This is a genomic window from Paenibacillus sp. TSM33 (assembly GCF_056099025.1).
This window is the reverse complement of sequence record NZ_JBLZXB010000017.1, coordinates 1,082,467-1,096,737: the sequence shown is the minus strand read 5'-3', so window position 1 is coordinate 1,096,737 and position 14,271 is coordinate 1,082,467. Positions and strand designations below refer to the sequence as shown.

The window sequence follows — 14,271 nt, the reverse complement described above, 5'->3', positions numbered from 1 at the left end:
TACTAGCTTATTCCGCAATAGCCGGATTTATGTTGGATGCTCTGTAGGCAGGAACGCCATTGATGAGTGCGGTTCTTAGTTGAATGTATCGGATACCATAATAGGTGGTTGTATTATTCAATCCGGAGGATAGTACAGTTATTTTATAATATGAAAAAGGAATCTCATTACTAAACTGATAGGTTATTTTTGCAGTGCTTGGCACAGCCTCGACTTGTCCTAACCTATACCAGTTTTCTCCGTCATTCGAGCCATGAAAAGATAACGAAAGTATAAAAGCCCGAGAAGATGGCTGGGCTAAGAGGATATCATTGATCGTTTTTCCTGTATCTAATTTGAAGATGATTTCTCCACCTTTACCGCTTAAGCTGCTCTCCCAATAGAGATTATTATCGATCAAAACATTTTTCGGAAAAGTATTTTTGGTATCTCCGTTCGTTGTAACATTATCTTCAGGGATAACGGCAGGTTCCATGGAAAACGAATAATTGTCTGGATTTTGGCTGAATTTAGTCATGCTGATTTACCTCCCTTGGTTATGATTCTTAATTTGTTGAACACGTTGTTGTATATGATTTATATGAAACTCTCAATGAATGTATACCTTGATCGTGAAATGAAACTAGTATAATTTTAAATCAGACGAAGCGGGGGGGTGGGAAAAGTATTCCATTTTTGGTTTCTTGACTAGCTCATTTCCCAAAGGCAATTTTATATAGAAAGTCTGAGAGCAAGAATATGAATAACTTGAATAACTATTTTAGGTGCGAGAAGGGGAATGTATAAAATATGAAAATATACACTTATTATTTGGGAGATGGCGTATTTCCTTTGGATTGGGAAGTTTGTTTTAGTACTGTTGAGGAATACAAAACCAAATTATTTGAGAAGTATACCTCTTCCCAAGAGTACAATGATTTTGTAATAGGCGGATTTCATGTGCTTGCCGATAAAATAGATGCGATCCTGAATTATGCTTTAGAGGATTTTCGAAAGGAATTTCCTCATAATTATGAGTTGCGTTGTCCCGCTATGATTTTCCCGTTGCCAAGAGGGGAGGAGAGTAATGGAGCTGAGTTCGCTATTATTTTAAAACGAGATAATGATGGAGATACGATAGTCTATTCCCCACTCCCATTGTCATATCTAGAAAAAAGTTAATATTCTATTGAAAGAAAAGGGGAAAACAAGTGCTGACTAATGTAAAGCTATCCTGTGTTTCCTTCTGGCTATATGGAGTGCGTTGATTTGTATCGAAGAGATCTCTAAGTTTCAAATTAAAAATTGGAGATTGCTCCAGAAAGATATACGGCAAATTGTTACAGAGCAGTTTTCGGAGTACAGGCACGGATGGGCACCTGCCTACATACAATAAACAGACCGCGAGCCCGGTAAGTAACAAAGGCCGGTAAGTTCGCAACTACCTCAGGAGGTGTCATCCGTGCCCGGACTATTTAGTGCTATCGCTCTGTTCATCAAGGAATTGACGCTACTCGTTTCCTACGTGAAAAACAACGCCTTTCCGCAGCCATTGACTGAGAAAGAGGAAGCTCGACACCTAAAGCTGTTTGCCGAAGGCAACGCACATTCCCGTAACACACTTATTGAACATAACCTAAGATTGGTGGCCCATATTGTAAAAAAATTCGATAACACCGGCGAAGATTTGGAGGATCTGATATCCATCGGCACCATTGGACTGATCAAAGCTATTGAAAGCTTTCAGACCGGAAAAGGAACAAAACTGGCAACATTTGCAGCCCGTTGTATAGAAAACGAGATCCTGATGCATTTGAGGTCCCTGAAAAAGACACGCAAAGACGTATCTCTCCACGATCCTATAGGGACTGACAAGGAAGGCAACGAAATTACTTTAATTGATATCCTCGGTTCCGAGGCGGACGATATTGTAGATAAGGTACAGCTCAAAATCGAGAAGAGCAAAATCTATCGCAATCTGGATATTTTAGATGAGCGTGAAAAAGAAGTGGTGATTGGTCGTTTCGGCCTGGAAGCCGGAGGAGAGGAACGAACACAGCGGGAAATTGCACGAGAACTGGGAATTTCACGCTCGTATGTGTCACGAATTGAAAAGCGCGCGCTGATGAAGTTATACCATGAATTTTACAAACAAAAGGGATAATGGATAAGAAGATGTTTGAAGCCTCTTGAGGCCCTTAACAGGGCTAAACTAGTCTTTGTTGCTCTTTGTAGAGAACGCGTTGTTTTCTAGTTTATTAATTCGATTCCGAGTCTTTTGTTCAAATGACCTCCAAAAAGGATCTTCTCCTGACCAGTGAACAGCATACGCTTGTCTTTTGTCGTTATCAACATGCTCTGTACTCGTACTACCGTTTTTTTTGCTTAAATAATAGCTATTTTGCTATTTAAAACGCAAATAAAAGCCTGTAGTGGTTTTCTACACTACAGGCTAAAAATGCTTGATATTATTGGGTATTTTTACTTCGTCAGGACAAGCTCTATCGCTAGTCGGCTCTCTTGGATTGAATTTATTTTCCTACATACTCATCCAAAAAGCGATCCACTCTTTTGAAATATTCAGTGGGGTAATGGTTGATGGCATCGATGTGCTCCGTATTTTGCGGGTACCATACTTCTGCTTTTGGGTTATCTTTTAAGGACTCGTAAATAATTTCTGTATTTTTATAACTAATTTGCTGATCTCCAGTACCATGAATGAGCATAACTGGTTTGTCTTGCATCTTTTTTACCGCATCCATAGGAGATATGGAATCAAGATCAACCTTAAAGACCCAATTTGCCATCCATGTCGATGTATAACTGAATGGAAACGCAGGCAGACCTGAAAAGTAGGGCAAACCCTCTCTCAAGAATAGACCAGCATTCCGAAAAGGACTATCTGCAATTATGGCTTTGATGTCATCACTTTCACTTGCGGCTAGCAAAGAAGTAGCAGCACCCATAGAAAAGCCGATAACTCCAATCTTATCACCCGTATGGTCTCTGGATTTTAAATAGCTTACAGCTCCTAGCAAATCGTATTTTTCATTGAGGCCCAGTGTGATCAAATCACCATCGGATTTACCTTGCGAGCTGAGGTCAAATGCCAATACATTGTAGCCTTTCGGAACGAAATGTTCTACTAACTTTTGGGTCCGCCCTTTGACTAAACGATTGCTCGTATATCCATGGACGACAATAATCGTTTTATCACTTGGTTTACCAGAAAGACCACTTGCAGGAAAGAATGTCCCTTTAATCGTATTATCATTTTTCAAACTTTTGAACTCGACCTCTTCGTAGGGGGTTTTATCGCTATTCAATTCATAGCTGACATTAGTGTCTCTAGGATGGTGCAACAAGGTGTCTACTACTTTATAAGATATAAAAAATACAAGAGCCATTACAAGCAGAAGTACGATTCCTAAGCTCCATAAAATTTTCTTCCGTTTTTTCACACGAACGTTAACTGTCAGATCGGGTTGTAATGATGTTTGACTCATTCAGACTCCTCCGGCTTTTCTAAAGGTTGTATGGGTGCGAACAAATAAAAGGCATGCTTCTTCAGATTTTCCCACTCGGGATGATGAATAATACTTTCTCCAAGAGTTAAGCCCACTCCATTTAAAAAAGAGATATAGGCACGAGAGATCATTGCTGGAGAAAAGCTTTTGTTGAATTCTCCCATTAACTGTCCCTTGGTATAGACGTATTCAATCGCATCTGTCATTACCTTTACATTTTCAAGGACCTTCTGTGTAAGTTCAGGGAATCTTATTCGTTGTCCTAAGACAGATTGAACAAGCCGCAATTCATTTATATAGGAGTAGATATGGTTGAATTGTTCTGCCACCATGTTCTTAATCAATACGCCTGGTGTCCCTTCTTGTTTTAGACAAGCAAGCGATTTCACCTGAATATCAGCAAGAGGCTCAAGGACTGCGGCGTAGAATAAAGCTTCTTTGTTAGGGAAATATTGGAAAATGGTTCCAGGAGTAACTCCCACACTCTGCGCAATGATAGCCATTGTGGTATTAGAATATCCACTTTCTGCGAATAGGACAACAGCTTCTTCAAGGATACGTTTACGCCGCTCCAGTCTTTTTTCTTCATTGACGGGTCTTGCCAATTGTATTCCCCTTTCTTTAAACTAACATTAATTAAATGACTGATTATTTAATTAATAATATATCTTAAATTACGACTTATAGCAAGAGTGAATTTATTTTACTTACGAGCAGATTGAACCTCAACATATAAAATAAGTCGGTATACTGCCCAATATGCGCCTCTGGCCTGTTTTTATCAGATTATTTTGGATGAGTAAACGTTCCGCCTTCCTTAAATTCAATAACATCGGTGAAGATTTGGAGGATCTTATATCCATCGGTACCATCGGACTGATCAAGGCCATTGAAAGCTTTCAGACTGGGAAAGGCACCAAGTTGGAAATATTTGCAGCCCGTTTTATAGAAAACGAGATCCTGATGCATTTGCAATTTCTGAAAAACACGCAAAGACGTATCACTCCATGATTCTATAGAGACTGAAGGAAGGCAACAAGATTTGAATACAGGATTATGTTTATGTCATCAGCTGGACGAATATCCTGACGGAGCGCGACGTAGTAGCGAGTCTTAATTTTCGCACGATGACTCTACAATCAAACTCGTTTATACTTTAAATTACTTAATAGTGAAAGCAATGGATATGAGGTGGATTAATGATTCTGGTAAGTTCATGTTTGGCAGGCATGAAGGTGCGATATAACGGGACGGACAGTCTGGATGTACATATTCAGAAATTGGTAGAGGAAAAGAAGGCAATGACGATCTGTCCTGAGCTACTGGGGGGCTTTATGACGCCGAGAGAGCCTGCTGAGATTGTTGGAGGGACAGGGGAGGATGTGCTGACTGGCACCGCCAAGGTGATCGAGTATTCAGGCAATGATGTCAGTGATATGTACATTAGAGGTGCGTACGAAGCTTTACATATAGCCAGAGAGGTTAACGCGTCACTTATTGTTTTAAAAGAAAACAGTCCGTCCTGCGGATCGGCAGCGATCTATAATGGGGCATTCGAAAACCGTAAAATCGCAGGCAACGGGGTAACCTCAGCTTTGTTAAAAAGGGAGGGCTTTAAGGTTATATCGGAAGAACAAATATCGGAGATTTTCTTGCAGGAGAATATGTAATAGTAAATTAAGCGTCTTGTCGCTTACTGGCTTATAGCTGTGAGCGCAAGACGCTTGTTTGTGCTGTGTCCGTTTTACACCCACGTATCAATATTATTTAAGCTTTAATGCCAAAATCCCTAAATACTCCTTGAGGGCTGTCCCAGTTGTAGATATGGCTCCAGCCGACGGTGAGAGCTTGGCAGCATACAGTGACAGCTTTTCACTTGCCAGATAGTCGGTTGGATAAGCTGTGGCTTGCATACCTGCACGCTGAAATTCCAGTGCAGCACGGGGCATATGGAATGCGGAGGTCACCAGAATAGGTTTTGTGAACTGGTGCTGTTTCAAAATTTGGGAGGTATATACAGCATTTTGCTGTGTATTTAAGGAACGGTTTTCGATGAAGATGTCCTTTGCCGGAATACCGAGTCCTACTAGCTGTCTCTGCGCAATATTCGCTTCATTACCACTGTCTCCAAACACTTGTCCACCGGAAAAAAGAATAGGTAGACCTGTTGCTTCATGCAGTCTAGCCGCAGTGAGCAGTCGGTTGGCCGCAGACCCTAGCAGATTACCTTGTCCATTGATGTCGGGAGTTCCCTCTGTAGCTCCGCCCCCAAGTACGACAATAACATCGCCTTGAACGGTACGGGGCTGTGGATACTGCTTTTCCAGACTACGGATTAACAAATCCCCAGCCAAATTGGTCGATGAAACATACAGCAGCAATGTAACAAGGAGCAGTACGACAGCAGGTTTACGCGCCCGTTTCCATAGCCAGATTACAAGCCCTGCCATCACGAGGATGAACAAACCGGGAGGAAGCACGAAGCTGTATAGAAATTTGATGAAATAAATCAAGTGCAGACAACCTCCTATCCTTATAAGCTTTATCTATTGGGTACATTGTAACATAGGCCAAAGACTGGAATCCTCTGTTGATAAAGTTATGCTGTAGGCGTAATATATAAAGTCTAGTGATTTTTTCATAGAGGAGCGAGAGCATCATGGGAGAGTTAACGACAGCCAAGCGGATAATGATGATCGCGCTACTGGTTGTATTGTGGGGCATTTCTTGGCCCATCTATAAAGTTGCACTGGAATTCACGCCTCCCCTTTTGTTTGCAGGACTTCGCACACTGTTGGGTGGTCTGCTATTGGGAGCGATTTTAGCACCGAGATGGAATCGCATTCGTTGGAAAGAAAATTGGCGGGTGTATGCTATTTCAGGTGTTTTTAACGTAGTCCTGTTCTATGGATTGCAAACCGTAGGGCTCATGTATGTACCATCTGGCTTGTTCTCTGTGCTGGTATATCTTCAGCCTGTGCTGGTCGGCATTTTTGCATGGATGTGGCTGGGGGAAGCAATGTCCAAACTCAAGGTGATTGGATTGATTATTGGATTTCTGGGCGTTGCAGCTGTCAGTGTCGGAGGGTTTTCAGGACATGTGGCTATCGCAGGTGTAATTATCGCCATTATTACAGCAGTGAGCTGGGCGTTGGGAACTGTATATGTGAAAAAGGTTAACCAGCGTGTGGATTCGTTGTGGCTGGTCGCATTTCAATGTACACTTGGAGGCATTGTGTTAACAGGAGCTGGATCGGTTACGGAAAGCTGGTCGGACATCGTGTGGAATGTTCCATATGTGTCAGGGCTGGTATTCGGGACTGTGCTGGGAATTTCACTATCCTGGCTGCTGTATTTCACGCTGGTCAATTCGGGGGATGCCAGTAAGGTCGCTTCCTATACGTTTTTGGTACCTGTGATTTCAGTATTTGTCAGTTCTATGCTGCTTCACGAATCGATTACGGCTTTTCTGCTGATCGGTCTGGTATTAATCGGTTTTAGCATTTATCTGGTTAATCGCAGAGTAAGGGTAGTGCGGCAAGCTTGAAAATTAATAACTTAACAATAGCAACAAGTAGGACTCTGCTCAGGTAGCAGAGTCCTTTTTTATAGGTGACAGAATGCAGTGAATGTCAGTGAATGATGGTAACAAGGTTCCCACTCTAGGGAGTTGGTTAAGCTATGAATGACGGCACACACTGTCAAATAAAGAAGGGAGATGCGGACGATGGCACGGAAATTATTGATAACAGGGGCGGCGGGCACAATTGGGAAAGTTCTTTATGAAGGGCTAAAAGCGGAAGGGAAATATGAAATAACCGCTGCCGATGTAATGAGTGATGAAGAAGCAGGGATTGTCGAACTAGATATACATGACGTTGCTAGATTGGCTGAGCTTACACGTGGAATGGATACGGTATTGCATTTTGCATGGATTAAGGATGAGGGGGATTTTCTCGGCAAAGTGTTGTCTGGCAATGTAAGCGGAGCCTATAGGCTGTATGAAGCTGCGGTCAAAAATGGGGTGAAACGAATTATTTTTGCCAGTTCCAATCATGCCACAGGGTTTTATAAAGTAGGCGAAGCCATAGATGTAGAAGATCCCTACCGACCCGATAGTTTTTATGGATTGAGTAAGTGCTACATTGAACTGTTGGGACGGCTATATGCCGATCAGGGCAAAATATCTTCAATAAATATCCGTATCGGCAATTTTCCTGGGGATGATCGGCCACATTCGGAGCGTGCTGCTCATATTTGGATTTCTGAGCGCGATATGATCCATCTGACTATCTGCTGTATTGAGGCCCCTTCGGAGATGAATTATCTTAATTTGTACGGTACGTCAGCTAATACGGATAATTATTATGACATTGGCTACTTGGAAGAACGAATTGGATATAAGCCGCAGGATAATGCCGCTGAGTTGCTGGAGCAGGCCAAGAAAAACGGATTTCGGGTGAAACAGGATGAAACCACTTTTCAGGGTGGGCAAAAGGAATAGAGTAGATCGTCCAAATATGCTTGATGAATGGGCTAAAGGCGTCGATCAGGCGCCTCATATCACACAAAACTTCACAAATATCCGAATTGTTCACTCCTCTGGACACTCCTTTGTTCATGAAGCATGAGAGGCTTCACTTTTCATTTTGAATGCGCTTACATAATATATAGTTATACGGCGGCGATGCTACAAACCTTGCAGTCGGTAATGTATATAGAGGGGGAGTGACTCACATTGAATCAGCCTTTGCCCAAAAATTCTGCAATGCTTACGACGGATTCCCGCTTGAACGGTAGGCTGGGAACAGGCAGGAAACACGGTTTTTTCTATGAACTGATCCGCAATCGAGTATTATTTCTGATGTTGTTGCCCACTTTAATCTTTTTCTTTATAAATTCGTACATTCCTATGGTCGGCATCTATTATGCATTTACCCAGTTTGACTTCAATACCAGCCTTTTTGAGGCCCAGTTTGTCGGACTCCAGAATTTTCGCTTTCTATGGCAATCCGGCACGCTGACAAAACTAACATTGAATACGGTTGGATACAATGCGGCGTTTATCTTACTCGGTAACGTGTTAGCGATTATCCTCGCTATTTTGCTGAATGAGTTGCGGGGCCGCTACTTTAAAAAGATCACTCAATCTGTGATGTTCCTGCCATATTTCGTTTCTTTCGTTATTCTAAGTGTCATCGTGTATAACATATTTAATTATGATAATGGTTTTCTGAACACGCTGCTCGTGCAATTTGGTGGTGAACGTGTGGATGTGTATAACAAACCATGGGTGTGGATTTTCCTGATTATCCTGTTCTATTTGTGGAAAAATCTCGGCTACAGTATGGTAATCTACCTGGCAGCGATCACAGGGATCAGTGACGAGTATTATGAGGCAGCTAAAATAGACGGAGCCAACATTTTTCAACGAATTTGGTACATTACCGTACCGATGCTCAAGTCAACATTCGTTGTGCTGCTGTTATTTGCACTGGGTAGTATTATGAAAGGACAATTTGATCTGTTCTATCAGTTAATCGGTAACAACGGCGTGCTGTACAATACGACTGATATTTTGGACACTTATGTGTATCGTTCCTTGAAAGTGACTTTTGATGTGGGTATGGCTTCGGCCGCAGGCGTGTATCAATCCTTGTTCGGATTTGTACTAATCATGACTGTGAACTATATCATCCGCAAGCTGAACGACGAATATGCCTTATTCTAGAAAGGAGGACCGAAACGGATGGCGATCAAAGAAGATGTATACACTCGACTATTTAAAATCATCTCTTATGTGATTATCATTGTGGCATCCATGGCTTGTTTACTCCCGTTCCTACTTATTATTTCGGCTTCACTAACCAGTAATGAATCGATTATCAGGGATGGCTATCACTTTATTCCACAGCAATTCTCGCTGGAAGGATACCGGACGGTGTTCACCTTTCCTGAAGAGGTGTTAAGGGCGTACGGGGTAACGATTTTTACCACGGTTGTAGGCACGACGTTGGGCCTGTTCCTGATGACGATGGCGGGTTATGTGCTGGCACGCAAAGATTTTAAATACCGCAACGCGTTTTCATTTTATATATACTTTACGACGTTGTTCGGAGGCGGCTTGGTACCTTGGTACATCATGCTGACGAAGTATTTAGGATTGCTTGATACGTATACCGTTCTTATTTTTCCGGGATTGATGACTCCATTTCTGATTATTTTGATGAAAAATTTCATTCGTTCCTCCATGCCGGAAGAGCTGTTCGAGTCTGCTAAAATTGATGGTGCGGGTGATTTTAAAATTTATTATCGAATTGTACTGCCTTTATCTACACCAGGTATTGCCACTGTGGGGCTGTTTCTGGCCTTGGCTTACTGGAATGACTGGTTCTCGTCCTCACTCTTTATTAATGACCCGCACAAATACCAGTTGCAATATTACCTGTACAATGTAATTAACTCCATGCAATTTATTGCTCAAATGGGTGCAGGTACCGGCGTGTCCCTTTCCAACGATATGCCGACAGAGTCGACTAAAATGGCAATGGCAATCGTGGTTACGGGCCCCATTTTACTACTGTACCCGTTCATTCAGCGTTACTTTGTCAAGGGATTAACCATTGGTGCGGTAAAAGGATAAAACGGAACTATAGAGCTGGGATGGCATGACGTGCTGACGGCGTGCCATCTAAGCAGCAACTTTTGTAAGCGTTTTATTTAAACAGAATACCATTTCAAAGGGAGGATTCACATGACATTCACAAAGAAAAGAAAACAACGCATGTCCATCCTGATTGCAGTAATGGTTATCATGGCGCTCTTAGCCGGGTGTGGGGGCGGTAGTGGAAACAGCGCACAAACAGCAAATGGAGAGGATGATAAAGCCCAGAAAGTACAGCTGCAATTTTATATGCTGGGTGATGCTCCTAAGGACCTGCCTACCATTGAGGCAGAGATCAATAAGTTGGCGGAAAAAGATCTGAATGCCACCGTCAAATTTAACTATACGACGTGGACAGACTGGGACCAAAAATATAAGCTGTTATTGTCTTCGGGTCAGCCTATCGACCTGATCTTCACTGCAGATTGGACGCAGTATCAGGCCTATGCCAAGAAGGGCGCATTCCTACCATTAGACGATCTGCTGCCTAAGGCCACACCTGCCTTGCAAAAATTTGTGCCTCAGGACATGTGGGATGGGGTTAAAATCGGAGGCAAAATTTATACCGTACCTGGTACGTATAAAGAATATGTCACAAACGGTTTTGTATGGCGCGAGGATTTACGCGAAAAGTACAATTTGCCTAAACCTACAGACATCAAAAGTTACGAGGCTTACATGGATGGCATACGTCAGCATGAGCCTAGTATGAAGCCCGTATCTTTGAACAGCGATATCAAGGGAAATTTGCATGATCGATATACCGAATTAGTAACGAAGAGTGTAGGTGCTTTGCCTTATGGCATTGGTATCAAATATGAAAAACCAACAGAGGTATATAAATATTGGGGCTCAGATGAACAAAAAGAAGAGCTGAATACTTACAAACGCTGGGCTGATAAAGGATTCATTCCTAAAAACGTATTAAACGTAAAAGATACGCTTCAGGATCAAGTCACTTCTGGTAAAGCAGCGAGTATTTTTGGCGACAATCCAACCCGCTTTAATGATATGGTCATTAAGCTCAAAGCATCCCACCCGGACTGGAAGCTAGAGTACTATCCATTCCCGCTGACCACGGGCTATGCAACTCCGGTGCATCCGATTCATAATGGCTTTGCAATTCCAAAAAGCAGTCCGAACCCAGCTCGCGCATTGGCCTTTTATGAAAAGCTTGTAACGGACAAACGCTATAACCTGCTTACGCAATATGGCATCGAAGGCAAAAACTACGAAGTCAAAGATGGTTACTATCATATGATAGGTAGCGGTAGTACGAATGGATTTTCTCGAGAAGGCATGAACAGCTGGGCTTGGCGTAACCCGGAATACATGCTGTTTGATTCAGGTTTTGACCGTGTGAAGAAGATTTTTGCCGAGCTGGATAAAATCCAGAAGCCTGATCTGTTTACTGGCTTTGCAGAGGACTATACGACCTACCAAGCAGAAAAAGCGGCATTGGAACAGGTCGAGAAGCAGTATCTGTATCCACTTCAAGCTGGACTGATCGACAACGTTGATCAAGGCCTTGAGACCTTCTTGCAAAAGGCGAACCAAGCTGGTTTGGAGAAAATTCAAACTGAATATACCAAGCAATGGGAAGCCTATGTGAAGGAGAAGGGGATCAAGTAAAACGTAAAGGGCTGTGATCTAAAGTAGAAAAGCAAGTCTCCAGAAAGATGGAGGCTTGCTTTTTTGATGTCGCTTATTGCGCATTCGCTTTAGAACGGCGAAAATCTGTGGGTGTCACGCCCAAGCTGCGTTTGAACATACGGTGGAAATAAGAACTGCTTGCAAATCCGGTTTGTTCTGCCACTTCAGCCACCGACCAGTCGGTCTGTTCCAGCAGCTCACAGGCCTTGCGAATACGGAGCTGCTGAATGACGTCTACGATGGTGGACATGGTTTGTTGCTTATAAAGCCTGCTGATATAAATTGGCGACATATCCAGCTCTTCCGCAATCTGATTGAGACAGAAATTGGGGTCCGTATAAGCTTGCTCCATTCGTTCGTTGATTTGTTGTACCAATCGTTCTTGCTTCGTATTTCGTTTTTCCGCTAGACTGGAGCGAACCTGTTCAAAGACCAATTGGTAATGTTCAATAAGATCCTCAGCGGTCTCTAATCGATCTGCGGATGGTAATTCAGGTTTAGATTCGATAGCAAATCCATTGAGCTCACTTATATGCCGAACGGCATTATTCACACTCATAATGAGCCGGGATATTGCCACCCGAACAGAGGAAAACGGATATTTCTCCATATGCATCAACAGATCTTTGAACATCCGGTGTGCATCCTCCGTATGACCAGATAGCAGCGTATCCAGCAATTTTTTTTCTTTATCTGATGGAAATACATAAGTATTTTGGACATCTTCATCTGTAGTGTTTCGCGCATTAATAATACAGCCATGACCCTGAAAAAAACGGTGCATAGATGCGTTCTCTACCTGGCGGTACAGCAGATGAAGCTGTTCTGGTTGACTCGTAATCGCGCTGTAGGTCAGTGATACACTCAGCTTCAAATATTCGAAACAGGCTTCGCGTATTTGGCGTAATAGGGTTTCCAGTAGTACCGTGTCTGTATGTTCCGCAGGGTCTAAAATGTTGAGCATCAGTAGGACGCTATCTTCATCCATATCAACGGTCTCCACCCGATACGTTTGCCCGCATATTTCAGAAGCGATATTCATGATCGCAAACTTGTAAGGTAGCAGATCAGGTCCACGCTCGCTTTGCCAGCGGGCATATTCGTCTATGCGCAGGAGTACAAGGCGATAGTCTTTATCGAACTGGAATGTAATCCCAAGCTCGCGCAACCGTTCCGGTTCTTCACCGGCGGGAAGATTTCGGGTTCCCCGAATCACATTCCGTAAAATGTTTTGCCGGATCGTATACATACTGTTTCGTTTCTCCGATTCCAGTGAATTCATATGCACAACAATTTGGCCAATAGGCATATACAACATTTTGGACAGCAGCCAGGAAGCCACAAATCCTGCCATTCCGATGATGGCAGCGATCAGTACCATGGCATTACGAATAACACTCGCCATTTTGATAACGCTTTCATAAGGTGTGACACTAATATACTGCCAACCTAATCCATCTGGGGAAGTATAGGAAATCAGTGATCTTTTACCATGAAAGTCTTCTACAAAATAACCCGTTTCCTGTTTTTTGACTCTGGTATGCAGCCATAGCTGTTCTTTTTCGTTCAAAGCTTCGTCTGTCAACGTCGTACCAGACAACAGTCTGCCTTGATCGTCTAAAATATAAGCGGTCCCGCCTGAGATGGGGTTCGTCGCCATTTCCTTGTTCATCCAGGCTGCCGACACATTCACAATCACTGCCGAATTTATCGCTTCGTTCGAGTTAATTGCGTCATAGCATAAATACGTATAGGCTGCGATATTTAAGCTTGCTTGCTCTACGCCAGCTTCAGAGTCTGGGGCAGACAGCAACGGATACGTACGTGGGATAGGCGTAAAGGGTTTGTAGTCCTGATAATGATCGAGCACGCGAATGATGTCTGTATCAGCCAGTTCATGTTTGCTGAATAACCCGTTTTGGCCTTGTGAGGACGCAATGTAGAAGGTGTCACTCTTAGGGTTATACACATAGATGGATTCAATATACGGCATAGAGTTAAGATAATTATTCAATTCAGTCATGGCAGCGGTTACATCGTATACATTGGGCTTGGGATAATACAACAGCTTGGATAGGGTACTGCTGCGATACATTTGGAATGCCAACGATTGAGCAATAGATGTCATGTTAATGACCTCTTTGCTTCTCAATGTTAAGCTATTGTGATTAGCTTCGAACGCCTGCTCCTTTTCCACGCGAATATAGTAGAAATAATATACAGTGGTGGATACCAGCAACGTTAGTGTTATACATAACGTAATGCTGACCAGCAATTTGCTGTGTAGCTTGTGATGCTTTTTGAAATTGCCCATATGAACAGGCCTCCTGTCTGTGTGAACGTAGCTGTAAAGTACACCCTATTTATGTATTCATTATACGTATAATCTTATGAACAGGACAGTGAACAAACCGATCCTTTGTGAAAAATAATGACTTTTTCGCAAAA

Annotated in this window: 13 protein-coding genes and 1 pseudogene; 9 read left to right on the top strand and 5 right to left on the bottom strand. The window is 42.7% G+C overall.

Annotated elements, in window-relative coordinates:
- Nucleotides 1–7: 7 nt before the first annotated feature.
- The gene (locus ACN6NF_RS16815) at nucleotides 8–517 is read right to left on the bottom strand and encodes a discoidin domain-containing protein (RefSeq protein WP_474318688.1); all 510 of its coding nucleotides are present in this window, start codon (nucleotides 515–517) and stop codon (nucleotides 8–10) included.
- Between the two features lie 272 nt (nucleotides 518–789).
- Here ACN6NF_RS16815 and ACN6NF_RS16810 point away from each other — a divergent pair, with 272 nt between their 5' ends.
- Both ACN6NF_RS16810 and sigK read left to right on the top strand, forming a co-directional pair.
- On the top strand, nucleotides 790–1,161 hold the full coding sequence (locus ACN6NF_RS16810) for a hypothetical protein (RefSeq protein WP_474318687.1): 372 nt from the start codon (nucleotides 790–792) through the stop codon (nucleotides 1,159–1,161).
- A gap of 280 nt (nucleotides 1,162–1,441) precedes the next feature.
- Nucleotides 1,442–2,143 carry an RNA polymerase sporulation sigma factor SigK gene (gene sigK, locus ACN6NF_RS16805; protein WP_013372224.1) on the top strand — a complete coding sequence of 234 codons (702 nt, stop codon included), beginning with the start codon at nucleotides 1,442–1,444 and terminating at the stop codon, nucleotides 2,141–2,143.
- A 367-nt stretch (nucleotides 2,144–2,510) separates the two neighbouring features.
- Here sigK and ACN6NF_RS16800 read toward each other — a convergent pair whose 3' ends face one another.
- Complete coding sequence (locus ACN6NF_RS16800; RefSeq protein ID WP_474318686.1) at nucleotides 2,511–3,485, bottom strand: alpha/beta hydrolase; 975 nt, start codon at nucleotides 3,483–3,485, stop codon at nucleotides 2,511–2,513.
- The gene (locus ACN6NF_RS16795) at nucleotides 3,482–4,111 is read right to left on the bottom strand and encodes a TetR/AcrR family transcriptional regulator (RefSeq protein WP_474318685.1); all 630 of its coding nucleotides are present in this window, start codon (nucleotides 4,109–4,111) and stop codon (nucleotides 3,482–3,484) included. The genes ACN6NF_RS16800 and ACN6NF_RS16795 overlap by 4 nt, the downstream gene beginning before the upstream one ends.
- Before the next feature lie 154 nt (nucleotides 4,112–4,265).
- Between ACN6NF_RS16795 and ACN6NF_RS16790 the strand changes: the two are divergent.
- Nucleotides 4,266–4,549, top strand: a pseudogene (locus tag ACN6NF_RS16790) (sigma factor); the annotation flags it as partial.
- A 156-nt stretch (nucleotides 4,550–4,705) separates the two neighbouring features.
- Complete coding sequence (locus ACN6NF_RS16785; RefSeq protein ID WP_474318683.1) at nucleotides 4,706–5,176, top strand: 2-thiouracil desulfurase family protein; 471 nt, start codon at nucleotides 4,706–4,708, stop codon at nucleotides 5,174–5,176.
- Nucleotides 5,177–5,269: 93 nt separating this feature from the next.
- On the opposite strand, the gene ACN6NF_RS16780 is transcribed toward ACN6NF_RS16785, so the two are convergent.
- Nucleotides 5,270–6,019 carry a YdcF family protein gene (locus tag ACN6NF_RS16780; RefSeq protein WP_474318682.1) on the bottom strand — a complete coding sequence of 250 codons (750 nt, stop codon included), beginning with the start codon at nucleotides 6,017–6,019 and terminating at the stop codon, nucleotides 5,270–5,272.
- A gap of 146 nt (nucleotides 6,020–6,165) precedes the next feature.
- Here ACN6NF_RS16780 and ACN6NF_RS16775 point away from each other — a divergent pair, with 146 nt between their 5' ends.
- The 5 genes from ACN6NF_RS16775 to ACN6NF_RS16755 all read left to right on the top strand — a co-directional run bounded on the left by ACN6NF_RS16775 (nucleotide 6,166) and on the right by ACN6NF_RS16755 (nucleotide 11,802).
- Entirely contained in the window at nucleotides 6,166–7,053 is an 888-nt protein-coding gene (locus ACN6NF_RS16775; protein ID WP_474318681.1) for a DMT family transporter, read from the top strand.
- Between the two features lie 180 nt (nucleotides 7,054–7,233).
- Entirely contained in the window at nucleotides 7,234–8,010 is a 777-nt protein-coding gene (locus ACN6NF_RS16770; protein ID WP_474318680.1) for an NAD-dependent epimerase/dehydratase family protein, read from the top strand.
- A 234-nt stretch (nucleotides 8,011–8,244) separates the two neighbouring features.
- Complete coding sequence (locus ACN6NF_RS16765) at nucleotides 8,245–9,237, top strand: ABC transporter permease (RefSeq protein ID WP_474318679.1); 993 nt, start codon at nucleotides 8,245–8,247, stop codon at nucleotides 9,235–9,237.
- An 18-nt stretch (nucleotides 9,238–9,255) separates the two neighbouring features.
- Complete coding sequence (locus tag ACN6NF_RS16760; RefSeq protein ID WP_474318678.1) at nucleotides 9,256–10,149, top strand: carbohydrate ABC transporter permease; 894 nt, start codon at nucleotides 9,256–9,258, stop codon at nucleotides 10,147–10,149.
- 111 nt (nucleotides 10,150–10,260) lie between these two features.
- A complete protein-coding gene (locus ACN6NF_RS16755) occupies nucleotides 10,261–11,802 on the top strand; it encodes an extracellular solute-binding protein (RefSeq protein WP_474318677.1) in 1,542 nt (513 codons plus the stop codon).
- Nucleotides 11,803–11,875: 73 nt separating this feature from the next.
- Here ACN6NF_RS16755 and ACN6NF_RS16750 read toward each other — a convergent pair whose 3' ends face one another.
- Nucleotides 11,876–14,137 carry an AraC family transcriptional regulator gene (locus tag ACN6NF_RS16750; protein ID WP_474318676.1) on the bottom strand — a complete coding sequence of 754 codons (2,262 nt, stop codon included), beginning with the start codon at nucleotides 14,135–14,137 and terminating at the stop codon, nucleotides 11,876–11,878.
- Nucleotides 14,138–14,271: the final 134 nt, after the last annotated feature.

Bases quoted from the DNA above. Each gene is read 5' to 3' on its own strand.
- ACN6NF_RS16770 (WP_474318680.1), top strand. From the start codon at position 7,234: ATGGCACGGAAATTATTGATAACAGGGGCGGCGGGCACAATTGGGAAA.
- ACN6NF_RS16755 (WP_474318677.1), top strand. From the start codon at position 10,261: ATGACATTCACAAAGAAAAGAAAACAACGCATGTCCATCCTGATTGCA.
- ACN6NF_RS16815 (WP_474318688.1), bottom strand. From the start codon at position 517: ATGACTAAATTCAGCCAAAATCCAGACAATTATTCGTTTTCCATGGAA.
- ACN6NF_RS16810 (WP_474318687.1), top strand. From the start codon at position 790: ATGAAAATATACACTTATTATTTGGGAGATGGCGTATTTCCTTTGGAT.
- ACN6NF_RS16800 (WP_474318686.1), bottom strand. From the start codon at position 3,485: ATGAGTCAAACATCATTACAACCCGATCTGACAGTTAACGTTCGTGTG.
- ACN6NF_RS16785 (WP_474318683.1), top strand. From the start codon at position 4,706: ATGATTCTGGTAAGTTCATGTTTGGCAGGCATGAAGGTGCGATATAAC.
- ACN6NF_RS16760 (WP_474318678.1), top strand. From the start codon at position 9,256: ATGGCGATCAAAGAAGATGTATACACTCGACTATTTAAAATCATCTCT.
- ACN6NF_RS16750 (WP_474318676.1), bottom strand. From the start codon at position 14,137: ATGGGCAATTTCAAAAAGCATCACAAGCTACACAGCAAATTGCTGGTC.
- ACN6NF_RS16775 (WP_474318681.1), top strand. From the start codon at position 6,166: ATGGGAGAGTTAACGACAGCCAAGCGGATAATGATGATCGCGCTACTG.